Origin of the sequence: Sphingomonas nostoxanthinifaciens (assembly GCF_019930585.1) — a bacterium.
GTDB lineage: Bacteria > Pseudomonadota > Alphaproteobacteria > Sphingomonadales > Sphingomonadaceae > Sphingomonas_I > Sphingomonas_I nostoxanthinifaciens.
In genome coordinates, this window is record NZ_CP082839.1 from 2,431,853 (window position 1) to 2,453,655 (window position 21,803).

Below are 21,803 nucleotides of genomic sequence, written 5' to 3' on the forward strand. Positions count from 1 at the left end.
TCAGTTGACCCAGCCGCCGTCGATCACGTGCGCCTGGCCGGTCGTGAACGAGGAATCGTCACTGGCGAGATAGAGCGCCAATCGTGCGATCTCCTCGGGCTGACCAAGCCGCCCCATCGGCTGGCGCGCGACGAACGCCGCATGCGCCGCCTCATAGTCGCCGGTGTCGCGCAGCCGCTGCTGGAGCGACGGCGATTCGACCGTGCCGGGGCAGATTGCGTTGCAGCGAATGCCCTGCGCCACGAAATCCGCCGCGACCGCCTTGGTGAGGCCGATCACGCCCGCCTTGGTCGCGCCATAAGCGAAGCGGTTGGGGATGCCCTTCACCGAACTGGCGATCGACGCGACGTTGACGATCGAGCCGCCGCCGGCTGCCAGCATCGCCGGCAGGAAGGCGCGGATCGTGCGGTACATCGCGGTCATGTTGAGATCGATCGAGAAGGACCATGCCGTCTCGTCGCAGTCGAGGATCGAGCCGGCATGAACGTAGCCGGCGATGTTGAGCAACGCATCGACCGCGCCGATCTCCGCCGCCAGCGCCGCAATCGCGGCGGGATCAGTGACGTCGAGACGGCAATGCTCGCAGCCCTCGAGCCCGTCGAGCAGCTCCGCGCGCACGTCGGTGGCGATCACGCGCGCGCCTTCCGCCACGCACAGCTCGGCGGTGGCGCGCCCGATCCCCTGCCCTGCCGCCGTCAGCAGCACGGTCTTGCCGGCAAGCCGCCCGCTCATGCCGCCGCTCCCGCGCGTAGCGGCAGGCAGGCCGGGCCGATCGGCTCGAACGCCTTGTAGGTGAGGATGAACTCGCGATGGCCCAGTTCCTCGGACACGCTGCGCGCGCCGCGCGCAACCGCGAGCACGCGCTCGTAAATCTCGTCGCCAACCTGTGCCAAGCTCGCTCTTCCTTCCAGGATACGTCCCGCGTCGATGTCCATGTCCGCCGCCAGCCGCCGCGCGGTCTCCGGGTTGGCGCAGATCTTGATGACCGGCGATACCGCCGATCCCACCACCGAACCCCGCCCGGTCGTGAACAATGTCACGTGCGCACCGCACGCGATCAGCTCGACGATCTCGGCATTGTCGGAGATGTTGGGGAAGCCGAAGCGAGGCTCGCCATCGGGCACCACGTCGAGCAGATAGAGGCCGCCGCTCGGCGGCACGTCGCCCGGCTTGATGATGCCCACGATCGGCGACGATCCCGACTTGGAATAGGCGCCCATCGACTTCTCTTCCTGCGTCGTCAGCCCGCCTTCTGCATTGCCGGGCGCGAAGCTGCCGAAGCCCATCACCGTATAATAATGCTCGGCCTTCTCGACGCAGGCGCGGATCGCGGTGCCCAGTTCAGGCGTGATCGCGCGATCGGCCATGATGCCCTCGCACCCGACCAATTCGCCCGTCTCCTCGAAGATGCAGGTGGCATTGTCCGCCACCAGCCGGTCGAACGCGCGGCCCACGGCCGGGTTGGCGGTGATGCCGCTCGTCCCGTCCGATCCGCCGCAGATCGTCGCGACGACCAGTTCGTCGACCCGCATCGGCCCGCGCGGCACGGTCGCGGCGACCGCGCGCACCCGCTCGACCGCCGCCAGCCCGGCGGCGATCGTCGCGGCGGTGCCGCCCGTCTCCTGAATCACCAGCAGTTCGGCCGGGCGCCCGCTCGCCTTCGCCACTTCGAGCAGCCGCTTGCGGTCGAAGCTTTCGCAGCCGAGCGACACCAGCACCACCCCGCCGACATTGGGATGGGTGGCGATCGCCTCCATGATCCGCGTCGCATAGGCGTTGGGATAGCAACCGGGGAAGCCGACCAGATGCACGTCGGGATCGTCGGCCTTGTCGACGATCCGCCGCGCGACGTGATGCGCGCACTCGACCAGATAGGCGACGATAGTGACGTTGCGGATGCCCTTGCGGCCATCCGCGCGCAGAAATGCCTCGATCATGCCGCGCTCCCCGCCGCATCCCGCAGATGCGCCTTGATATAGTCGCTCTTCATATTGTGCATGTGGACCCAGTCGCCCGCGTCGGCGGCCGCCGTCATCGATCCGATCGGCGCGCCATATTTGATGACCTTGTCGCCCGGCCGCAGCGCGTGACGCGCGACCTTGTGGCCGACGGTGATGCCCTCGCGCGCGGGGATCGTGCCGCCGCCGATCGGCAGCAGGTCGCCCGCCTCGATCGGCGCGACCGCGACGAGCACATTGTCGTCCTCGTGCAGCAGGATGAGTTGCGCAGGGGTCATGCCGGCACGGTCTCCAGCGTCTGCCACAGGGCATCGGGAACGGGTACTGCGATGCGCGCGACATTGTCGGCCACCTCGGCCGGGTTCGCCATGCCGGCGATCACCCGATCGACCGCCGGGTGACGCAGCGGGAATTGCAGCGCCGCCTCGGGCAGGGCCACGCCGAACAGCGCGCATTCGGCCTCGAGCGCCTGCGCCTCGGCGACGATCCCGACATCGGCCGGCTCATAGTTGAAACGACGTTCGGCCGAGGTCGTGAACGACTGGGCGAGGATACCGCTATTGTACGGGCCACCGACGATTACCCGCACGCCGCGTTCGGCACACAACGGCAGTAGCCGCACGGCCGCCGAACGATCGAGCAGGGTGTAGCGGCCGGCCAGCAGGATCGTGTCGATCTCGACGCGCTCTAGCAGGTCGAGGCAGACCGCCACCTCGTTCACGCCGATGCCGATCGCGTCGACCGTGCCTTCGTCGCGCAGCCGCCGCATCGCCGGATAGCCCCCGTCGAGGAAGTCGCGCAGCATCGCGTCATGCGCGTCGCCATGCGTAAGCCGACCGAGATCGTGCGCCAGCAGCACATCGACACGGTCGCGCCGCAGTCGCCGCAGGCTGGCGTCATGCGAGCGCAGCACCGCGTCGCCCGAATAATCGAACACCGGCTCGCACGCGCGCGCGCCGACGAAGCCGTGGCGTTCGGGCGTGGGATCGTCGGTCGGCACCAGCAGCCGCCCCACCTTGGTCGAGACGCGCACATCCGTCCTGCCCGCGAGTGCGCTCCCCAGCCGCTCCTCGGCAAGACCGAAGCCGTAATGCGGTGCGGTGTCGAAATAGCGGATGCCGGCGTCCAGCGCGGCGTGAACCGTCGCCTCCGCCTCCGCATCGCTCATCGCGCGGTAGAGATTGCCGATCGGCGCCGTACCGAGGCCGAGCCGCGACAGATCAGGCATGCGCCATTTCCTCCAGCCGATAGAAAGCGGCCGCATTGCCGCCGAACACCGCGGCGTGATCGCGCGCGGGAACATGATCGCGCACGAAATCGAGCCAATCCCGATAGCTGCCTACGGGTGTGACCACCGGCCAGTCGCTGGCCCACATCAGCCGCGCCGGACCGAACAGCGTCAATAGCGACGTGATCACTTCGGCGGCGTCATCGCGCGATATCTCGGTCCACAGCCCCGAAAGCTTGACCACCACGTTGGAACGCTCGGCCAACGGCGCAATCGCCGCGCGCCATTCGGCGAGGCCGGAGGGCTTGGCGGCATGATCGATCGCGATCCGCAGGGTCGGATGCCGTGCCGCCAGCCGATCGAGCGCAGGCAGATGCGGAACGCGGATCAGCGCGTCCAGCACCAGCCCCGCCTCCGCCATCGCGGCGAAGCCCGCATCGAGCGCGGGATCGTCATACCAGCCGGGCGCGCAATGCTGGACCATCGGCCGCAGCCCGCACAGCCCCGGTCGGGCCGCCAGCGCACGCACCGCGGCCGGATCACGCAGGTCCGCCCAGCCGACCACGCCCGCGATCCGCGGACACCCTGCGGCGAGCGCCAGCAACCAATCCGTATCGCGCGCACTCTCCTGGGTTTGAACCAGCATCGCGCGTGGCATTCCAGCGGCATCCAGCGTCGACAGAAGCTCTTCGAGCGCGAAGTCGCGATGGATGATCCCGTCAGCCGGCGTCGGCCACGTGCAGTCGTTCTGTCCGAGGCGCCAGAGATGGACGTGCGCGTCGATCATGCGATGCGCTCCGCCGGATCGCGCAGATGCATGCGCGCGAACAATGCCACGATCAGGAAGCATCCCGCCGGCACCAGCATCGCGAACCGGATCGATCCCGCCACGTCGGACACCAGCCCCATCAGCGCAGTCAAAACCGCGCCGCCAATGATCGCCATCACGATCAACGATGATCCCGGCTTGGTGAGCGGCCCCAGCCCGCGCAGCGCGAGCACGAAGATGATCGGATACATCACCGACATGAAGGCGCTCGACGCGATCAGCGCGCCCACGCCGATCCAGCCGCCGGCAACCACCGCCACGCCGCACAATGCCGCGTCGATCAGCGCGAACACCAGCATCAATCGCGCGCCGGGCACCCGCGTCATCAGCGCCGAACCCGCAAACCGCCCCCCCATGAACAAAGCCAGCGAGACGGTGAGCAGCCACGCCGCATGGCGCGTGCCGAGGTGGGGCAGCGCAGCCGTCGTGTAGCGGATCAGGAAGCTCCACACGCCGACCTGCGCGCCGACATAGAAGAATTGCGCCGCGACCCCGGCAAGATAAAGCGGCCGCGCGAACAGCGCCCGGAACGGCGCGGCGGCGCGATCGAGCGCCGGCTCGGCGCGCGTCGCGACATCGGGAAAGCGGACGAGCAGGATCAGCACCGCCCATGCCAGCGTGACGCCGGCGATCAGCAGATAAGGCAGGCGCACCGCCGCTGCGGCAGCATGCGGATCACGCTCGACATCCGACAGGATCAACGTCACGCCGATCGCGACCCCGGCGATCGAGCCCAACGGATTGAAGGCCTGCGCCAGCGTCAGCCGCCGCTCGGCGGTCTCGACGCTGCCGAGCGCCGCCACCATCGGGTTGGCGGCGGTCTCGAGGAAGGCGAGCCCGCTCGCGATCACGAACAATGCGAACAGGAAGAAACCGTAGCTGAGCATCGCCGAAGCGGGCCAGAACAGCAAAGCCCCAAGCGCGAACAGCACCAGCCCGATCACAACCGCCAGCCGATAGCCGACGCGCTGCATCACCAACGCCGCGGGCACGGCGAAACAGAAATAGCCGAGGTAGAAAGCCGACTGGACCAGCCCGGACTGCAGATCGCCGAGCCTGAACAACGTACGGAAATGCGCGATCAGCACATCGTTGAGATTGTTGGCCGCGCCCCAGAGGAAGAACAAGCCGACGGCCAACGCCAGCGCTGTCGGGCTGGTCGGTCCGCCGATCGCGCGCCGTTTCACGCTTCCCTTCATTCCAACCCTTTCGACATGCATGGCGGCAATGCTGTGTCAAAGACGGCCGGAGCGAAAGGCTCCGGCCGCAGGGTGGGAGAGAGATGCTTGCCGCACGGTCGATCGAACCGTTAGAAAGTCACCCGTGCCGTGCCGGCGATACGGCGGTCGACGACCTGAACGCTCTGCGGTCGCGTGGGCAGACCGTAATAGGTCGACGTGACTGCGTTGTTGAGGTTGACCCCGTCCAGCGTCACCGAGAAGTGCTTGCTCACATCCAAGGTGACCGAGGCATCGACCTGACCATAAGCCTTCTGGAAGATCGGCAGATTGCCCGATCCGTTCCCGGCCGTCGTCAGCAGGAACTTGCTGCGCCAGTTATAGGCGACGCGCGCCGAGATCGGGCCGCGCTCGTACATGCCGACCAGATTGTAATTATACTTGGACAGGCCTTCCAGCGACACCTGCCGCACCGGGCCTTCGGTGGCCGGGCTGGGCGCCTTGGAGTCGACGTAAGTGAAGTTCGCCTGGACGCCGATGCCCTTCAGGGCGCCCGGCAGGAAGTCCATGAATTGCTGATAGGCGATTTCCGTGCCCTTCACCTTCGCGTCGGTCACGTTGTTGTAAGACGTCACCTGATAGGTGGCCGTCACACCGTCATCGAAGGTCACGACACGTGGGCTGATCGCCGTCTGGATGTAGTTCTTAACATCCTTGTAGAAAGCGGCTGCCGTCAGCGAACCGGTGTGCGAGAAATACCATTCCAGCGACACGTCGAAATTGTTCGACTTCATCGGCTTCAGCTCAGGATTGCCGCCGGTGGTCGTGTGCTCCTGGGTGATCTGTGCCGCCCCCGGCTCGGTGATCGACAGGCTCGGGTTGATCTGGTCGAAGCTCGGCCGCGAAACGTTCTTCGACGCCGCAAACCGCGCCTGCAGGCGATCGGTGACATGATAGCGCAGGTTAAGGCTCGGCAGCACCGACGTATAGTCGCGCTGGAACGCGATCGCGTTGAACGTCGTGGTCCCGGTCGATTGCGTGCCGTCGGCGGCGGTGAGGAGCCCGGTCTGCTGGTAGAAGCCCGACGATCCCGACTGGGTCTTGATCACACGGACGCCGACATTGCCGTCGATTGGAACCGACACGCTGTCGGCATTGAAGAAAGCGGTGATGTAGCCAGTGTAGGTCTTCAGGTTTTCCTGGTTGGTACCGCTGGGCAGATAACTCGGCAGAGTGTTGATGCCGAGCGCCGCACGCGTGCCGTCATAGCTCTCGGTGACGTCACGCGAGAAGAACAGCGCATTGCCAAAAAGATTCGCATCGCCGCGGAAGAAGTTGCTCAGATCGACATATTGAAGCGGGCCGATCTGGCCGGAGAGACCGGTGTAGCGGTAGCCGGTATCGCTGCTCTTGTTGCGGCGATCCGAATAACGCAGGCCGGCGCGCAGCGACTGGAGGATGCCCTCGAACTTGTAATCGACATCGACGCGGGCCGCTTTGTCCGTGCCCTTCTGATGCGCCAGATCGTCGAGGTAGAAAGGCGCACCGTCATAGGTCGCTGCATTGGTGAGGCCAGCCGCTGTCGAGATCTGGAACGCCGGAATGTTGCCGCGAATGTCCTGCGTCAGCGTCGAGCTGGTGGCGTTCAAACCGACGATCGAGCGCAGGAAATGCGTCGTCGCGTCGACATATTGCACGTCACCCGTGACGGTGAGGCGGCTGGTCGGCTTCCACTTGGCGTTGAGCGAGTAATCGGTCGTGACCGAGTGACGCTTGTCGAGGCTGGTGTTGGCGCCGATCGGCACGTCGCTGAAGGTGCCGCTCGTCAGGTCGCCATTGGGCCCGTACGTGAAGCTCGCGCCGGGCACCGGGTTGATCGCGGTGTCGCTGGTATATGCGAAATAGCTGTAATCGTAGAACCGGAACTTGAAGTCGTTGCGGAACACTTCGCCGGTCAGTTCCAGCGTGCTGCTCGGACGCCATTGGATTGAAAGGTCGGTTCCCAGACGGCGACGATCGCCATCGACCTGACCGATGCCCGCGCCGTGCGGCAAGGTGGTCACCTGGCCGGTGCGGCCCAATGCCGCAAGCGTGGCCGCCCCTGCGGCGGTGGTCGGATCGAGCGTGTAGAACGGCTGGGTCGCGATCGTGTCCTGCTGGAAGCGCGTCTCCTGATACGAAACGTTCAGCAATACGCCGATCTCGCCGATGCCCGTGTCCCAGCGATCGCTGAGCAGGAGCGAGCCCGCCGGCCGCATCTTCCGGCTGATGTCGAAATAGGTGTTGGAGGCCGACGCCGAGACCTTGAAGCCGTCGAAATCGAACGGCTTGCGCGTGCGGAAATTGATCGTGCCGCTCAGCTGATCCTCGATCAGATCCGATGACGGATTCTTGTAGACATCGACGCCGGCCAGGAGCTCCGACGGCACGTCTTCCAGTGTCAGCTGGTTGATGCCGCCAGCGGTAAAGATATCGCGGCCATTCAGTTCGGTCCGCACCTGCGTGAGACCGCGGATCGCTACCGACGTGCCCTCACCATATTGGCGCTGGACCTGAATGCCGGAGATGCGCTGCAACGCCTCGGCAACGTTGCGATCGGGGAGCTTGCCGATGTCCTCGGCGACGATCGAGTCCACGATCTGCGGCGAATTGCGCTTGATCTGCTCGGCCGAGCGCAGGCTGGCGCGTACGCCGGTGACGACGATCGCCGCTTCCTGATCCGTACCCTGCTGGGCGACGGCGGGTTGGCCCTGGTCGCCGCTCGGCGCGGTCGCGCCGCTCGTAGCCTGGACAGCGGCACCCGTCGGCGCGGCGGCGGTCTGCGCCGAGGCCGACTGCGCCAGCATCGCGGCGAGCAAGGCTGCCGATGAACTGGTCAAGAAAAGACGCGTGACGCCGCTCGAATGCGGCTTGAGCAAGGCAGTCATCTGAACCCCTCCAATATTCCCTGTCGACTTGAGACAAGTCTGATCGTCCGGCGCTGTGGTCGGATCGGCTTTGGAGCCCCCGGATCGACGGCGATGCGTCGCGACATGCGACGAGCCGTAGCCGGCCATCCCGGGGCCGTTGGGCGCTGCTAGCAACAGTCCGTAAAAAATGAAATATGAAAACCGCTTTCAAATTTGGCTTTGCGCCATGTTGTGCGACGAATGGTTTCTCGGTAGCCTTCGACACATTGGCCGCATTGGGGAGGCAGCCGGCACCGTTCATGGCGACACCGAAATATCGCGCACCGGCCCTGCAAAAAGGGTTGGAAATCCTTGAGTTACTCGCCCCGTCGAGCGTTCCGATGCCGACCGCCGATATCTCCGCCGCGCTCGGCCGCTCGATCAGCGAGATCTTCCGCATGCTGCAAGTGCTGGAGGAGCACGGCTATATCAGCCGTTCGGGCGAAGGCTATCGCGTCACCAATCGCCTGTTCGCGCTCGGCATGGCACAGCCGCCGATTCGCGACTTGTTGAGCCATGCGCTGCCGCGGATGCACGCGCTGGCGCATCACGTGCGGCAAAGCTGCCATCTGGCGATGGCGTCGGGATCGGAAATGGTCGTCGTCGCCAACGTCGAGACGCCGGGGCTGCTCGGCTTCGCGGTGCGGATGGGCTATCGTCGGCCGCTGATCCATTCCGCCTCCGGCCACATCCTGCTCGCATTTCAGGCCGGGCCGGCGCGCAGCGATCTGCTGCGCGACACCGAGACGGCGGGCCTTCCATTCGATCGCGAGGCGCTGGATGCGGTGCTTGCCCGCGTGCGGACCGCCGGCTTCATCACGATGGCGAGCCCGATGCTGATGGGCATAACCGACGTCTCGGCCCCAGTGCTGCGCGACGGTGCCGCCGTTGCCGCGCTGACGATGCCGTTCGTCGCCGGGCCCGGCCTGGCCGTGGACATGGCGGAAGCCTCGCAGGCGCTGCGCGCCGCCGCCGCAGGAATTTCGGCGGCGCTGCCAGCCACATCCTGACGGCGCTCGCATCGACATCGGCGCCCGGATAGGGTCGGGCCGGATCCCATTGGAGAAATGCGAATGCCTTCGATCACGCGCCGTGCCATCCTGGGTGCCGCAGCGGCGGCCGCCGCCTCTCCCCGCGCGGTCGCGCAGATCGCTCCTAGCGACGAGACGATCGACCTCTGGCCGGGCAATCCGCCGGGCGCCGGCGGAACGCCGATCCAGCGCAAGGTGACGGAGCGATCGAACGATCCCGCCCATCCCGATCGCTGGATCACCGGGGTCGCGCGACCGACGCTGGTCGTCAAGCGCGCGCCACGCCCCGACGGATCGGCGGTGCTGCTGATACCTGGCGGCGGCTATGGCTTCCTCGCTTATGACAATGAAGGGCTGGAGCAGGCCGCGTGGCTCAACGCGCGCGGCACCACGGCCTTCATCCTGGTCTATCGCCTGCCTGCCGAAGGCTGGCAGCGACGCGAGGACGTGCCGCTGCAGGACGCGCAGCGCGCGATGCGGCTGATCCGGGCGGGTGCATCGCGCTATGGCATCGCGGGGGATCGCGTCGCCGTGCTCGGCTTCTCGGCCGGCGGTCATCTCGCGGGATCGCTTGCCACGCGCCATGCCGAGCACGTCTATGCGTCGGTCGACGCGGCCGACCAGCAGAGCGCGCGCCCCGATATCGCCGCATTGATCTACCCAGTCGTCAGCATGGACCAGCCGTTCACCCATGGCGGTTCGCGTGACAATCTGCTCGGCAAGGGAGCAGCAGTGGAAACGATGCGCGCGCGCTCGGTCGAGCGGCGGGTCGATGCGAACACGCCGCCTCTGTTTCTGGTCCAGGCCGCCGACGACGATGTCGTGCCGGTCGCGAACAGCATCGCCTTGTTCGAGGCGGCGCAGACGGCCCGTCGCCCCGCCGCGCTGCACATCTTCGAGGAAGGCGGCCACGGCTTCGGCACGCGGCTGAAGCCCGAAATGCCCGGCTCCGAATGGCCGCGGCTGATGGAACATTTCGCAATTCGTCACCGCATTTTCGGCCCCCGCGCCTAATCGGAGCTCGCGCGCCCAGCTCAAATGTAAACAAGGTTTAGGAATGTTAATTAGCGCGGCGCGCCGCGCGCGGACGATGCTAAGGCAGGCACGTCAATCGTCGTCGCGGGGAAGCGGCGGCGGCAGGGAGCCTGTTGCATCATCATGCGTATTGCTGTGCTGGAGGACGAGGCCGATCTGGCGCAGCTCGTCGCCAATGCGCTTAGAGCCGATCAATTCGACCCGGTCATCTTTGGGGATGGTCGCTCGCTGGTCGCGTACCTCAAGCGTGAGACCGTGGATCTGCTGATCCTCGATTGGAACGTGCCCGGCATGGACGGGGACGAGGTCTTGTTGTGGGCGCGTCAACATCTCGGCCGCGTGCCGCCGGTGCTGTTCATGACGAGCCGCACCGACGAGGTCGACATCGTCCGCGCCCTCAACGCGGGCGCCGACGATTATCTGGTGAAGCCGATCAGGATCGGCGAGGCGATGGCGCGCGTGCGCGCCCTGCTACGGCGGAGCTATCCGGCCGAAATCGAGAGGATCGAGATGTTCGACACCTATCATTTCGATCGCGCCACTTTGTCGGTGGCGATCGGTGGCGACACCGTCGCGCTGTCGCCGCGCGAGTTCGAGCTTGCCTCATTCCTGTTCCGCAACCGGGATCGGGCGCTGTCGCGCTCCTACCTGATGGAACGCGTGTGGGGACATGATCCGGAGGTGCAGTCGCGCACGCTCGACGTGCATGTCTCGCGTCTGCGCGAAAAGCTGCGCCTGCACCCGCAAAATGGTTACAAGCTGGTGCCGGTCTACAGCTACGGATATCGGTTGGAGCGAGTGTCCACTCCCGAGGCCTGAAAACATGAGCTTAACGACCGCGATCCTCTCCCTGTTGCTGCAGACCTCGGGGACGGACGCGGGCGGAATGGCGGCCTACACGATTCGCCCCGGCGACACGCGCGCGGGTGTCGCGAGCGTGCTGATCCACCCTGCCGACCTCGACGCGGTGCTGCGTGCGAACGGCGCGCCGACCGGCGTGCTGCAGGCCGGACGCACCGTGAGGTTCCCGATGCGGTTGCTGCGTCAGATCCCGCTGCGCGCCAGCGTCGTGGCGGTCCGCGGCGACGTGCACGCGAGCGGTCTCGCGCTGACCCGCCCCGGCGCGCGACTCGGCGAGGGCACGCTGATCGTCACCGGCGCGGACAGCGCGATCGGCTTGCGCCTGCCCGACGGATCGGTCGTGACCTTGCCGTCCGCCAGCCGCATCCGCATCGAGCGGCTGCGCCGTACCGCGCTGACGCGCATCTTCGATCGCCGCTTCAGCCTGGAGGCAGGGCGCAGCGAGTATAACGTCGTGCCCAACCACCGCTTCGGCAGCCGCTTCGAGATCCGCACGCCGGTGTCGGTCGCAGCGGTGCGCGGCACGATCTTCCGCGTGTCGCTGCCCGACAGCGCCAGCGCGAACGCCGAGGTGCTGCGCGGCGAGGTGGGCGTGCAAGGTCGCGTCGCCACGATCAGCCTGCCCAAGGGATTTGGCGCCCATTCGGATGTCCAGTCGGCCGGAACGCCGATCGAACTGCTGCCCGCGCCCGAGATCGAGCGGGTGAGCACCGGCGCCGATGGTGGCGAGGCGGTCGAACTCGGCTCGGTCCCCGGCGCGGTCCGCTATCGCGTCCAGCTCTCCCCCACGCCCGATTTCGTCAGCCTGCTGGCGGAGCAACTTGCCGACGCGCCGTCGGTCAACCTGAAGGCGACGCCGTTCGGGGTCTATTATCTGCGCGCGACGGCGATCGACAGCCATGGGCTGGAGGGCCTGCCCGACGTCGTCCAGTACGAGCACAAGTCGGTGCTGGGGTCGCGGCCGACGGGCAAGTGATGCGCGGATGAGATCGTCCCGGCGCTTCCTGCGCCAAGAGGCGTTGCTGGCGGGCGCCGTCGCCGCCGCCGTGCTGGCGGCACTCGCCTTTCTGGGACTGGTCGCACGCGGCGACAACCTGCTTTACGACCAGCTGGTGCAGGCAGCACCCTTGCCGCCGGCCAACCGCATCGTGATCGTCGCGATCGACGAGCCCAGTCTTGGCACGATCGGCCGCTGGCCGTGGCGGCGATCGCTCCACGCGGCGCTGCTCGACCGGCTTCGCGCCGACGGTGCCAAGGCGGTCGGCTACGACGTCCTGTTCGATCAGCCGAGCGCCGACGATCCGCTGCTCGTGCACGCCATGCGCGGCATGCCGACCGTGCTTCCGGTCGGTTTTCTTGTGCCGGGCGAGATGGGGTCGCCGTTCACGCCGCAGCCGCCGGTCGGCCCCATTGCCGGCGCCGCAGCCGGTGTCGGCCAGGCCGCGGTGGCGTTCGACGAGGACGGAATCGTGCGCAGCACCGCGCTCGTCGCCGGCGGCGGCGCGCGGCGCTGGCCGCATGTCGCGGAACTGCTGCATCGTGCGGCGTTCGGTCGCCCCTCGCCGGCATTCCTGCGGCTGGCGGGCGCGGCGCTGCCGGCCGATCGTTTCAGTCTCGGCGAGCCCGTGCTCGTCCCCCTTCCCCACGGCCGGTTCGCGACGATCGCCTTCGATGCGGTGCTGCGCGGCGAGGCACCACCCGGCCTGTTCCGCGATCGCATCGTGCTGGTCGGGCAGACCGCCCCCGGATCGGGCGACCATTATGCCGTCGCGGGCAATGCCGGGGCAATGCCGGGCGTCGAGTTGCTCGCCAACGTCACCGCGGCGCTCGTCGCCGACGAACTGATCCAGCCGGCCGGAGAAATGCCGGCCTATCTGCTTGCGGCGGCGGCGCTTGCCTTTTTCGTGGCCGCCTTGCTGGCATGGTCGCCACGCATCAATTTCGTGCTCGGGCTGGGATTGATGGCGGCGTTGGTCGGCCTCGCGGCGCTGCTGCTGCGCTATGCCGGATTGTGGCTCTCGCCCGCGCCGGCACTGATCGCGCTGGCGACCGTCTATCCATTGTGGGGCTGGCGACGGCTTGCCGCCACCAGCCGCTACATGGCACGCGAGCTCGCCCGCCTCGATCGCGAGCCCGACGTGCTGATGCGCGAGATCGAGGGGGCACCGCATGCAGGCGACGTGATCGAGGATCAGATCACGCTGCTGAACCGGGCGATCGACCGGGTGCGCGATCTCAGCCGCTTCCTCGACGGCAGCCTGCAGAGCCTGCCCGATCCGACGCTCGTGGTCGACGCCGATGGCGTGGTGCTGATGGCGAACCAGGCCGCCGATGCGTTATTCGCCGATGCTGGCGCATCACCGGCCGGCACGCCGCTTGCCACGTTGATGGCGCTGCTGGCACCGGACGCGCCGACCTTGTTGTCGGCGACGGAGCAGGAATTCGCCACGCGCGACGGACGGATCTTCACGGCGCGCATGGCGGCGCGGATCGGGCTCGACGATCGCAGCGGCGGCTGGATCTGCCGGCTGACCGACATCACCGCGATTCGCGTCGCGACCCGCCAGCGCGAGCAGGCGCTCCAGCTCCTCACCCACGACATGCGCTCACCGCAGGCGTCGATCCTCGCGTTGCTCGAGAGCGGTGGTGAACCGGCGGCGCTGGCGCCGCGCATCGCGCGGCATGCCCAGCGCACGCTCGATCTGGCCGACGGCTTCGTCCAGCTCGCCCGGGCCGAAAATGCCAACTATGCGGCCGAGCCGGTGGATCTTGCGGCGATGGTGGTCGAGGCCGCCGACGATCAGTGGGCACTGGCCCAGCGTCGTCATATTCATGTCGAATGCCGCTACGACAGCCGCGAGCATCTGGTGCTGGGCGACCGGTCGCTGCTGTGCCGCGTACTGGTCAACCTCGTTAACAATGCGGTCAAGCACAGTCCGGACGGCGGCGTGGTGACCTGCACCGTCCGCTCGCCCGAACCCGCACCCGACGGCGATTCCTCGTCGATGGTCCGCTGCGACATCGAGGATCGGGGGCCGGGCATCCACGATGGCGAAGCGGACGCCATCTTCGCCGCTTTCCGCACCGGAACACAGCGCGCCGCCACCGCCGGCGTCGGGCTCGGCCTCGCCTTCGTCGGAACGGTGGTGCGCCGCCACGGCGGCACGATCCAATGCGCCAATCGTGAAGGCGGCGGCGCGCACTTCAGCCTCTGGCTGCCGCTGGAGGATGAGCCGCTTCCGCCAGATTGATCGCAACAATCCTTTACGGTTGCGCCCTTGAGTGCCCACCGTTCCAGCCGTTATCTACACACAGGGCAAAGCGTTTAGCGGGCAGGGAACAACATGGTTCGTTCGATCAGCGGCAAGGGCGCAGGCTCCAAGCAATTCGCGCGTGCGGCGTGGCCGCTTCGGTCGCGTCCGCGCCGCTCGACCGGCTTCGGCTTTCGCCGCCGCCAGCGCGAACTGGGCAATTCCCCGGCTGGACGGTCGCTGTTCGGCTCGCCCTGGTTCTATGCCGGTCTCATCGGCTCGGTGCTGGTCTGGGCAGGTTTCCTCGCGCTGATCGTCTGACGCCGGCCCTCACCGCGCGGTGATGCGGTGCGCCCAACGATTGATCGGCCGCTCGGCGTAAAAGGTCGACAGGTGCGCGAAGCCGAAGGTGAGCAGGAAGGCGAGCAGTCGCTTCGCCGCCTTGATCGCGCCGCCTCCGCTCACCATCCATCCCTGATGCGTATAGGGATGGATGATGTAGACCGCGTAAGAAACGGTCGCGAGATAATATAAAGGCCGCGACTCCAGCAGCCGGTTGAGCCGCATGTCCGGCCGCGAAACGGTCAGGCCGACCATCAGCGCCGTCAGATACGGCCGGGCATAATCCAGCCCCGGCACCAGTTCCGCCGACGACAAGGCGAACGCCAGCACGACCAGCGGCAATGGTATCCACGCCACGGCCGCGCGGCACCGCGCCACGCCGAAATGATGGATGGCGAGCGCAAGGCAGCCGCCCGCGAGGATCTCGTCCAGCCGCAGCCACGTGACGATCGAGATCGTCGCCCCTTCCCAGATGCGCAGGCCGGTCACGATGATCGCAGCCACCGGCACCAGCATCAGCCCGCGTGGCCCGGCCGCCAGCACGACCAGTGCCGCGATCGCGTAGAACTGGACTTCGACGCACAGGCTCCAGAAATGCCCGGTATAGTCGAGGAAGAAAGGCGGCAGGTTCGCGTAGAACAGGAAATTGGCGACGATCTCGCGCAGCTCGGGTCGATTGAGCAGGAACACCACCGCGAGCACCGTCCATGCGAGCGGCACGATGCGGGCGAAGCGGCGGACGAGGAAGCGCCCGACGTTCGGATCGCGCGCGAGTATGCTGACGATCAGGAACCCCGACAGCGTGAAAAAGATCGCCATGCCCAGCGCCGCGACTGGGGCGTTCAACTCCCACCGTGCCGGCCCGAGCGGCAGCATGTGCCCGGCAAGCACCAGCAGGATGCTGATCGCGCGCCAGCCGTCGAGCATCCGCAGCCGCGCATGATCCGGCCGGCCCGCAGCCCGCGTCGGATCGGTGGCGATGTCGCCTTGGTCGACGCGCTCCAGCACCCGTTCGACGCCCCTTCAATGCCCCGCGCGCGAACGCCGCCGCGCAAACCGGATTAACCTGTCCGCATCGGTGCGACAATCGCACCCACCGCCACGTTCATGCGATATCGGCGTAAACAATGGCTTATGGCGCCCGGACGGCAGATGATTGTCTTCCGCCGGGTGCGTTGCTAGGCCCTCGCCCGGACAAAGGACGGACATGACGAGCACGAAGCGCATCGTCCTATTGGCCGCGGCATCGGCCGTGCTGCTTGCGCTGGTCGTGGCGCTGCTGATCGAACATGAGGATGGCATGACGGGATTGCGCGCTCGACTGCGGGAACTCCGTACGGCAACGGTCGCGGCGGTGATGCCGGTCGCGGTCACCGCCGCGCCGGTCGCTCTACCCGCGGCCGTGCCTGGGCCGGTGCCGCCGACGACGTTCGGCATCCACGTCAGTTCGCCCGGCGACAACGAGACGTTCAACAATCTCGCGATCGGCGCGGCCTGGTCGATCCAGGCCAAGGCCTACGCCCCGTGGACGCCGATGCCGGCCGAATATCAGGATGAATCGGGCAATCTGAAGACGATCCCGGCCGGAATGACGGCGGGCTTCTATCTGGCCACACCCGATCGCGGCAAGAACGGCATCACGGTCCGCTGCACCTTCACCGGCAAGGCGACGGTGTGGATCGAGGGGCCATCGATCGAAGGCTCGGTGCCGCAGCGCTCGAACGACTTCAAGTTCCGCTGGACGTTGCGCGAGCCGAAGACCGTCGCCCAGCTGAACGTGAAGGACATGGATCCGGCGCATCCGCTGCGCGACCTCGACTGCCGCAACTCCGCGATCCCGCGCGACCAGCGCTTCTCCGCGAACGTCCTCGACATCATCAAGGGGTTCAAGGTCATCCGCTTCATGGACTGGCAGAACACCAACGACAATAATCCGGTTACCTGGGCGACGCGCCACCTGCCAGGCTCGGGCCACGTCATGCAGGGCGATGGCGTGTCGATCGAGGACATGCTGGCGCTCGCCAAGCTCAACGATTCCGATCCGTGGTTCAACATGCCGTGGCGTGCCGACGACGATTATGTCCGCCACTTCGCGCAGATGGTGCACGATCAGCTTCCGGCCGGCCACATCGTCTATGTCGAGCTCGCCAATGAGGTGTGGAACGACGGCTTCCCGCAAGGCCGCGCGGCCACCAAGGAAGGTCTCGACAAGCATTATTCGACCGACGGGCAGATCGCCAACGTCGCTGCCTATAGCGAGCATCTGATGCACGTCATGGACATCTGGCGCGATGTGTTCGCCGATGATCCCAAGCGGCTGGTGCGCGTCGCATCGGGCCAAGCGCCGAACATCTACCGCACCGGGCTGATCCTGAACTACAAGGATCTTCCGCGCCATGTCGATGCGTTCGCGATCGCGCCTTACTTCTCCTACGACGCGACCGGCATGCCGGAGGATGTGGACGAGATCTATCGCCGCATCCCCGCCGGGATCGAGGAGCAGATCAAGGTCTCCGTCCAGAACAAGGCGATGGCGCATCGCGTTGGCCTGCGCCTGATCGCCTATGAATCGAGCCAGGGGCTCGCCATGGGCAATGTCGAGCTGCTGCAGAAGGTCGAGCGCGATCCGCGCATGGGCGAGATGACCAAGCGCTACATGGATGCGTGGCGCGAACGGGTCGGCGACACGATGATCGTGTTCGGCACGGCGTTCCCGATCAGCGTCTATGGCGCATGGGGCCTGGTCGAATATCTCGGCCAGCCCGCGAGCGAGGCGCCGAAGCTGCGCGCGGTGCGCGAGGAACTGGCGCGGTAAGCGTTTAGCTACGACATCTTAATGTCGCCCCGGACTTGATCCGGGGCCCCGCTTGTTCTGGCGAACGAAACAAGAAGCGGGATCCCGGATCAAGTCAGGGATGACGGACGGCAGGGGTTCGGTTTAAGCGCCGTCCACCGCCCGGCGCCCCAGCCCCGGATCGTCGGTGAAGAAGCCGTCGATGCCAGCCGCCAGATAGCGCTTCATTTCCGCCACCGAGCCCGCCTCGTTGCGTGCCGCATCCCCTGCCCCGTCACGGAAATCGGCCGCGAGGAAGTAGTTTTCGGGGCGGAAGGTGTAGGGCAGCACGAGCAGTCCGGCCTTGTGCGCATCGGCCACCACCGGCGTCGGGCGTCCAAGCCGCTTCTGGGCGTCGAGCGGGATGATCGCGCGCGTGTCGGGCGCGAGGATGTCGGCATAAGCGGCGATGTCGGCGAGCCCCGCCGGCGCCATCATCGCGCCATAAGTCAGCGTTCCGCCCGCCTTGACCACGTCGGCCGGATGCTCCGCCGCCGCCTCGCTGGAGGTGAGCTGCATAAGCTGCAGATTGGCGCGCCGGCCCAGCTTGCCGCGCATATATTTGAGGTTGGCGATCTCGAACGACTGGATCACCAATGCGCAGCGCGACAGATAATCGTGCTGGCCGAGCGTCGCCAGAAAGCGATCCTCGAGCGGCAGCCCGATCGACTGGAAGTAGGTGGAATGCTTCAGCTCCGGTACCAATCCGATCGGACGGCCGCGCGCGAGCGATTCCGCCGCAGCGAAATCGACCATTTCGGGCCAGGTGACGAGGTCGAAGCGACCGTCGAGCGCGGCATTGGCGGGACGCAGCTGCGGCAACCGCTCGACCGCGCGCAGCGTCTTCAGTTCGGCGAGCGTGAAATCCTCGACGAACCAGCCGACCTGGCGCTCGCCGTCGACGATCTTCTCGGTCTTGCGGTCCGCAAATTCGGGATGCTTGGCGACGTCGGTGGTGCCGGCAATGTTGTTCTCGTGACGGATGACGAGCGCGCCGTCCTTGCTGATGACCAGATCGGGCTCGATGAAGTCCGCCCCGTCGGCCACCGCTTTCGCATAGGAAGCGAGCGTATGCTCGGGCCGTAGCGCCGAGGCGCCACGATGCCCGAACACCAGAGGTTTGCGGCGCGGCTCGGCCGCGAGCCCCGCCGTCGCCGCGGCGGCCACCAGCCCGGCCGAACCCGCCATCACCTGCCGCCGCGTCGTCATCATCGCTCGCATCAATAGGCCGCCGTCAGCGTCAGGAACCATTGCCGCGGCGCGATCGGATAGGCCGAGTAGCTGTTGGTCGCCGATCCGATCGACAGGCTCGACCAGCCCTTCTTGTCGGTCAGGTTCGTGACGTTGAGCGCGATCTCGGCCTTGCGCAACGGCAGGATGTTCTCCGGCACCTTGGCGGCGATCCGCAGCGAGGTGAGGAAGTAAGAGGGCACGCTCGCATCGTCGGCGAAAGTGGCGAAGCGCTTGCCGACGAAGTCGCCGATCACCTGCGCCTCGAACGGCCCGAAATCCAGCGTCGCCACCGTCTTGTTCATCCACTTCGGCGTGCCGGGCAGCTGCTTGCCGCAGGTCGGCACGACGCCGTTGGTGACGACGAAGCCACCGATGCAGGTTCCGGTTGCCGCACCGATGCCGGTTGCGGCCGACGTATAGTCGCTCCGATACTTCGACAGATTGTACGAGACCGCATTGTAGAGGCTGAAGATGCGGCCGAGACGCACGGTGAAGGCGGCATCGACGCCGTCGGTATGGACGTCGCCGACATTCACCAGGATCGAGGTGCCCCCGGTGATACCGCTGCCGGCGATGCCGCCCGGATTGGTCGAGATGGCGAGCAGCCGGTTGTTGAACACGACGTGGTAGTAATTGATCTGCGCCTGCAGCCCGATATCGTTCGCAAAATTGCGGTTGGTGCGGAAACCGCCCTCGTAGGTCCAGCTCGTCTCGGGCTTGCCCTGCTGGGCGAAGGCATCGAACGCCGCCTGGCTGCCGGTGAACCAGGGGCCGCCGCCGCCGGCCAGATACGCCGAATATTGGCGCAAATTCTTCTGGACGTTGAAATAGGCCTGCTCGTGGCCGTTGAAGTCATAGGTCGCGCCGACCGCCGGCAGGAACCAGCGCAGCGTGTCGATCTTGCCCTGCGGCAGGCCGCCGGCAAGGCCGGACAGCGATCCCAGCTTCGGCTGGATCGGGAACCAGCCATCCGCCCACTGCCCGCTGGTCTTGAAGCCGGCCTGGACGAGCAGCTTGTCGAACATCTGCCACGTATCCTGCAGGTGCAGCTGCAGTTCGTTGATGCGCGCCTCTCCCTGATACTGGGTGAAAAGCGGCGGCTCGACATCGAGCGGGCGGATATAGGGCGTGCTGCTGTTGGGGTTGTTCACATCGACGCCGTACCAACGGCGCCACTGGGTTGTGCTGTTGCGCTCGAACCAGCCGCCCAGCTCGATCTTGTGCGCGCCGAGATCGATGTTGAGCGCCGAGATCAGGCCGCCGCGATCGATGCGATATTCGGTGGTGCGCGTGATGAGGCCCGATCCGCCGGTCGCCTTGACCAAAGCCGCGCCGGCGGCCGCCGCCTGTGCCGCGGTCAGCGCGGTGCAGGCCGAGGGAAGCACGCCATTGCCGTTGCCGCCGAAGCGGCAATTGGTCGGCAGGCTTGCATAAGCGGGATCGAGATAGGCCTGCGCGGTCGTGACCGACTGGCCGAGCGGGCCGCCGACGACGCCGGCGCCGTCATTGTGATGATAATAGGCCGTGTTCGACCAGGTGATCTTCGAGCTCAGATGCGCGTCGTAGCGGATGTAGCCGAGATAATCGGTGCGCTGCGCGTCGGAATAATAGTTGCGGTAATTGCTGCCGACCGTCGACGGCGTGTTGCCGAGCGCGCTCAGATACGACGTGCGATAGCTCGAGAAGTCCGGATAATAAAACGGCTTGCTGTAGGGCGTGTAGAGCTGCGCTGCCGTCGCCGTGCCGCCCGCCGACGGCTTGAAGAAGACGGTCGCGTCCTCGTTCGGCTGGGTCATGTCGTTCCAGTCGAAGAACACGGTCAGCTTGCCGATGCTGTCGTCGTGGACGAACTTGGCGTTGACCTGATAGCCGCCCTGAATGCCGTTGAAGTCCCACGCGCGGGCATGCTGGCGCGCGGCCGAGATGTAGGCCGAATTCTCGCCGCTCGGGCCGAAGGCGCCGGTGTCGATCCGCGCGAAGGTGCGCGAGGTGCTGTAGCTGCCGAACGTCTGGCTCACCTGAGCGCCGAGCGTGCGCAGCGGGCTCGACGAATAGGTCTCGACCGTGCCGCCGAGATTGCTGTTGGACGCAGTCGCGAGATCGCCGGCGCCGGTCGCCACCACGACGCGGCCGACATTCTCCGAGATGACCGCGCGCTGCGGCGCGAGGCCGTTATAATTGCCGTAGCTCTGGTCGCCCAGCGGCAGGCCGTCCATCGTGTAGCCGAGCTGGTTCGACGCGAAGCCGTGGATGAAGATCTGCGCGTTCTGCTCGTTATAACCCCACGGGTCGGCGGTGATGTAGAGCACGCCTGGCAGCGTCTGAATCGCCTTCAGCGGCGAGACGCCGGGCAGGATCTTCTGAATCTCGGTTCCCGGCAGCGCGGTGGCCGAGCGGGTCGACTTCGCAGTGACGACGATCGCGGCACCCGTGTCGATGTCGGCGGCGGGCGCGGCCGCCGGTGCCGCGTCGGCCGGCACGGCGGCCGCCGCAACCGGCGTTTCCGCCCGCGCTGCGGTCGCACCCGCCAGCAGCAATGCGATGACCGTCAACGACGATCCCTGCTTCATGTTCATGATCAAGCCCCCTTGATGTTATGAGGGGGCGTCTAGGTGAGGTCGTGTGGGGCTTTCGTGACACAGGCGTTACAAACCTGTGACATAGGACCGAATAGTGCCTATCGTGCGCCGGGCTTGCGATCCGCCCGGCCGCGTGGGCTACCCGGTCGCGGACCGCCCGGACGCAGCGCCGTCGGGCGCGGCCCGGCCGGACGCGGCGGCGGTGCACCGGGCACGGCCGGCGAAACGGCATACCCTTCCTTGCGCAGCCGATTGAAGGCATCGCGCACGGCGGCCGTCACGGCTGCCTGAAGGTCCGCGGGGAAGTCCGGGAAAGCGGTGTTGCGGTGGATCGCGTTGAGATCGCGCAGCAGCGCATTGGGCACACCCTTGGACGATGCCTTCAGCGCATCGACCGCGTCCAGCACCGTGGACACGAGGATATCCTGCATCACGTCCGTCGCCGATTTTGCCATTGCCCGCCCGCCTTCACCCGATCCCCGCGCTCTAGCCGAGCC

18 protein-coding genes are annotated in these 21,803 nt (G+C 66.7%); 7 read left to right on the forward strand and 11 right to left on the reverse strand.

The window, feature by feature from the left end:
* The 7 genes from K8P63_RS11575 to K8P63_RS11605 form a co-directional block, all read right to left on the reverse strand.
* The gene (locus K8P63_RS11575) at nucleotides 1-732 is read right to left on the reverse strand and encodes an SDR family oxidoreductase (protein WP_223796188.1); all 732 of its coding nucleotides are present in this window, start codon (nucleotides 730-732) and stop codon (nucleotides 1-3) included.
* The gene (locus K8P63_RS11580) at nucleotides 729-1,937 is read right to left on the reverse strand and encodes a UxaA family hydrolase (RefSeq protein WP_223796189.1); all 1,209 of its coding nucleotides are present in this window, start codon (nucleotides 1,935-1,937) and stop codon (nucleotides 729-731) included. Before K8P63_RS11580 ends, K8P63_RS11575 begins: the two co-directional genes overlap by 4 nt.
* On the reverse strand, nucleotides 1,934-2,236 hold the full coding sequence (locus K8P63_RS11585) for a UxaA family hydrolase (protein ID WP_223796190.1): 303 nt from the start codon (nucleotides 2,234-2,236) through the stop codon (nucleotides 1,934-1,936). The genes K8P63_RS11580 and K8P63_RS11585 overlap by 4 nt, the downstream gene beginning before the upstream one ends.
* On the reverse strand, nucleotides 2,233-3,186 hold the full coding sequence (locus K8P63_RS11590; RefSeq protein ID WP_223796191.1) for an aldo/keto reductase: 954 nt from the start codon (nucleotides 3,184-3,186) through the stop codon (nucleotides 2,233-2,235). The genes K8P63_RS11585 and K8P63_RS11590 overlap by 4 nt, the downstream gene beginning before the upstream one ends.
* Nucleotides 3,179-3,973: an amidohydrolase family protein gene (locus K8P63_RS11595; protein ID WP_223796192.1), complete on the reverse strand. Its 795-nt coding sequence runs from the start codon at nucleotides 3,971-3,973 to the stop codon at nucleotides 3,179-3,181. Before K8P63_RS11595 ends, K8P63_RS11590 begins: the two co-directional genes overlap by 8 nt.
* Nucleotides 3,970-5,214, reverse strand: a complete 1,245-nt coding sequence (gene fucP / locus K8P63_RS11600) for an L-fucose:H+ symporter permease (RefSeq protein WP_223796193.1) — start codon at nucleotides 5,212-5,214, stop codon at nucleotides 3,970-3,972. The genes K8P63_RS11595 and fucP overlap by 4 nt, the downstream gene beginning before the upstream one ends.
* Before the next feature lie 110 nt (nucleotides 5,215-5,324).
* Nucleotides 5,325-8,249 carry a TonB-dependent receptor gene (locus K8P63_RS11605; RefSeq protein ID WP_223796194.1) on the reverse strand — a complete coding sequence of 975 codons (2,925 nt, stop codon included), beginning with the start codon at nucleotides 8,247-8,249 and terminating at the stop codon, nucleotides 5,325-5,327.
* Between the two features lie 233 nt (nucleotides 8,250-8,482).
* Between K8P63_RS11605 and K8P63_RS11610 the strand changes: the two genes are divergently transcribed.
* From K8P63_RS11610 to K8P63_RS11635, 6 genes are all read left to right on the forward strand, one after another.
* Complete coding sequence (locus K8P63_RS11610; RefSeq protein WP_263282630.1) at nucleotides 8,483-9,151, forward strand: IclR family transcriptional regulator; 669 nt, start codon at nucleotides 8,483-8,485, stop codon at nucleotides 9,149-9,151.
* Nucleotides 9,152-9,214: 63 nt separating this feature from the next.
* Nucleotides 9,215-10,186 carry an alpha/beta hydrolase gene (locus tag K8P63_RS11615; protein ID WP_223796196.1) on the forward strand — a complete coding sequence of 324 codons (972 nt, stop codon included), beginning with the start codon at nucleotides 9,215-9,217 and terminating at the stop codon, nucleotides 10,184-10,186.
* Nucleotides 10,187-10,330: 144 nt separating this feature from the next.
* A complete protein-coding gene (locus tag K8P63_RS11620; protein ID WP_223796197.1) occupies nucleotides 10,331-11,026 on the forward strand; it encodes a response regulator transcription factor in 696 nt (231 codons plus the stop codon).
* Nucleotides 11,027-11,030: 4 nt separating this feature from the next.
* On the forward strand, nucleotides 11,031-12,044 hold the full coding sequence (locus K8P63_RS11625) for a FecR family protein (protein ID WP_223796198.1): 1,014 nt from the start codon (nucleotides 11,031-11,033) through the stop codon (nucleotides 12,042-12,044).
* A 7-nt stretch (nucleotides 12,045-12,051) separates the two neighbouring features.
* On the forward strand, nucleotides 12,052-14,319 hold the full coding sequence (locus K8P63_RS11630; RefSeq protein ID WP_223796199.1) for a CHASE2 and HATPase_c domain-containing protein: 2,268 nt from the start codon (nucleotides 12,052-12,054) through the stop codon (nucleotides 14,317-14,319).
* A 93-nt stretch (nucleotides 14,320-14,412) separates the two neighbouring features.
* A complete protein-coding gene (locus tag K8P63_RS11635) occupies nucleotides 14,413-14,640 on the forward strand; it encodes a hypothetical protein (RefSeq protein WP_223796200.1) in 228 nt (75 codons plus the stop codon).
* Between the two features lie 9 nt (nucleotides 14,641-14,649).
* Here the strand turns inward: K8P63_RS11635 and K8P63_RS11640 are convergent, their stop codons facing one another.
* The gene (locus K8P63_RS11640; protein WP_223796201.1) at nucleotides 14,650-15,669 is read right to left on the reverse strand and encodes an acyltransferase family protein; all 1,020 of its coding nucleotides are present in this window, start codon (nucleotides 15,667-15,669) and stop codon (nucleotides 14,650-14,652) included.
* Between the two features lie 199 nt (nucleotides 15,670-15,868).
* Here K8P63_RS11640 and K8P63_RS11645 point away from each other — a divergent pair, with 199 nt between their 5' ends.
* On the forward strand, nucleotides 15,869-17,476 hold the full coding sequence (locus K8P63_RS11645) for a hypothetical protein (protein ID WP_223796202.1): 1,608 nt from the start codon (nucleotides 15,869-15,871) through the stop codon (nucleotides 17,474-17,476).
* Nucleotides 17,477-17,599: 123 nt separating this feature from the next.
* Here K8P63_RS11645 and K8P63_RS11650 read toward each other — a convergent pair whose 3' ends face one another.
* The 3 genes from K8P63_RS11650 to K8P63_RS11660 all read right to left on the reverse strand — a co-directional run bounded on the left by K8P63_RS11650 (nucleotide 17,600) and on the right by K8P63_RS11660 (nucleotide 21,761).
* Complete coding sequence (locus K8P63_RS11650; RefSeq protein WP_223799809.1) at nucleotides 17,600-18,706, reverse strand: glycerophosphodiester phosphodiesterase; 1,107 nt, start codon at nucleotides 18,704-18,706, stop codon at nucleotides 17,600-17,602.
* Nucleotides 18,707-18,714: 8 nt separating this feature from the next.
* Nucleotides 18,715-21,303, reverse strand: a complete 2,589-nt coding sequence (locus K8P63_RS11655; RefSeq protein WP_223796203.1) for a TonB-dependent receptor — start codon at nucleotides 21,301-21,303, stop codon at nucleotides 18,715-18,717.
* Between the two features lie 101 nt (nucleotides 21,304-21,404).
* Nucleotides 21,405-21,761, reverse strand: coding sequence for a hypothetical protein (locus K8P63_RS11660; RefSeq protein ID WP_223796204.1), 357 nt, complete (start codon nucleotides 21,759-21,761; stop codon nucleotides 21,405-21,407).
* Nucleotides 21,762-21,803 lie beyond the last annotated feature (42 nt).

Bases quoted from the DNA above. Each gene is read 5' to 3' on its own strand.
- K8P63_RS11575 (WP_223796188.1), bottom strand. From the start codon at position 732: ATGAGCGGGCGGCTTGCCGGCAAGACCGTGCTGCTGACGGCGGCAGGG.
- K8P63_RS11580 (WP_223796189.1), bottom strand. From the start codon at position 1,937: ATGATCGAGGCATTTCTGCGCGCGGATGGCCGCAAGGGCATCCGCAAC.
- K8P63_RS11585 (WP_223796190.1), bottom strand. From the start codon at position 2,236: ATGACCCCTGCGCAACTCATCCTGCTGCACGAGGACGACAATGTGCTC.
- K8P63_RS11590 (WP_223796191.1), bottom strand. From the start codon at position 3,186: ATGCCTGATCTGTCGCGGCTCGGCCTCGGTACGGCGCCGATCGGCAAT.
- K8P63_RS11595 (WP_223796192.1), bottom strand. From the start codon at position 3,973: ATGATCGACGCGCACGTCCATCTCTGGCGCCTCGGACAGAACGACTGC.
- fucP (WP_223796193.1), bottom strand. From the start codon at position 5,214: ATGAAGGGAAGCGTGAAACGGCGCGCGATCGGCGGACCGACCAGCCCG.
- K8P63_RS11605 (WP_223796194.1), bottom strand. From the start codon at position 8,249: ATGGCCGGCTACGGCTCGTCGCATGTCGCGACGCATCGCCGTCGATCC.
- K8P63_RS11610 (WP_263282630.1), top strand. From the start codon at position 8,483: ATGCCGACCGCCGATATCTCCGCCGCGCTCGGCCGCTCGATCAGCGAG.
- K8P63_RS11615 (WP_223796196.1), top strand. From the start codon at position 9,215: ATGCCTTCGATCACGCGCCGTGCCATCCTGGGTGCCGCAGCGGCGGCC.
- K8P63_RS11620 (WP_223796197.1), top strand. From the start codon at position 10,331: ATGCGTATTGCTGTGCTGGAGGACGAGGCCGATCTGGCGCAGCTCGTC.
- K8P63_RS11625 (WP_223796198.1), top strand. From the start codon at position 11,031: ATGAGCTTAACGACCGCGATCCTCTCCCTGTTGCTGCAGACCTCGGGG.
- K8P63_RS11630 (WP_223796199.1), top strand. From the start codon at position 12,052: ATGAGATCGTCCCGGCGCTTCCTGCGCCAAGAGGCGTTGCTGGCGGGC.
- K8P63_RS11635 (WP_223796200.1), top strand. From the start codon at position 14,413: ATGGTTCGTTCGATCAGCGGCAAGGGCGCAGGCTCCAAGCAATTCGCG.
- K8P63_RS11645 (WP_223796202.1), top strand. From the start codon at position 15,869: ATGACGAGCACGAAGCGCATCGTCCTATTGGCCGCGGCATCGGCCGTG.
- K8P63_RS11650 (WP_223799809.1), bottom strand. From the start codon at position 18,706: ATGATGACGACGCGGCGGCAGGTGATGGCGGGTTCGGCCGGGCTGGTG.
- K8P63_RS11655 (WP_223796203.1), bottom strand. From the start codon at position 21,303: ATGAACATGAAGCAGGGATCGTCGTTGACGGTCATCGCATTGCTGCTG.
- K8P63_RS11660 (WP_223796204.1), bottom strand. From the start codon at position 21,761: ATGGCAAAATCGGCGACGGACGTGATGCAGGATATCCTCGTGTCCACG.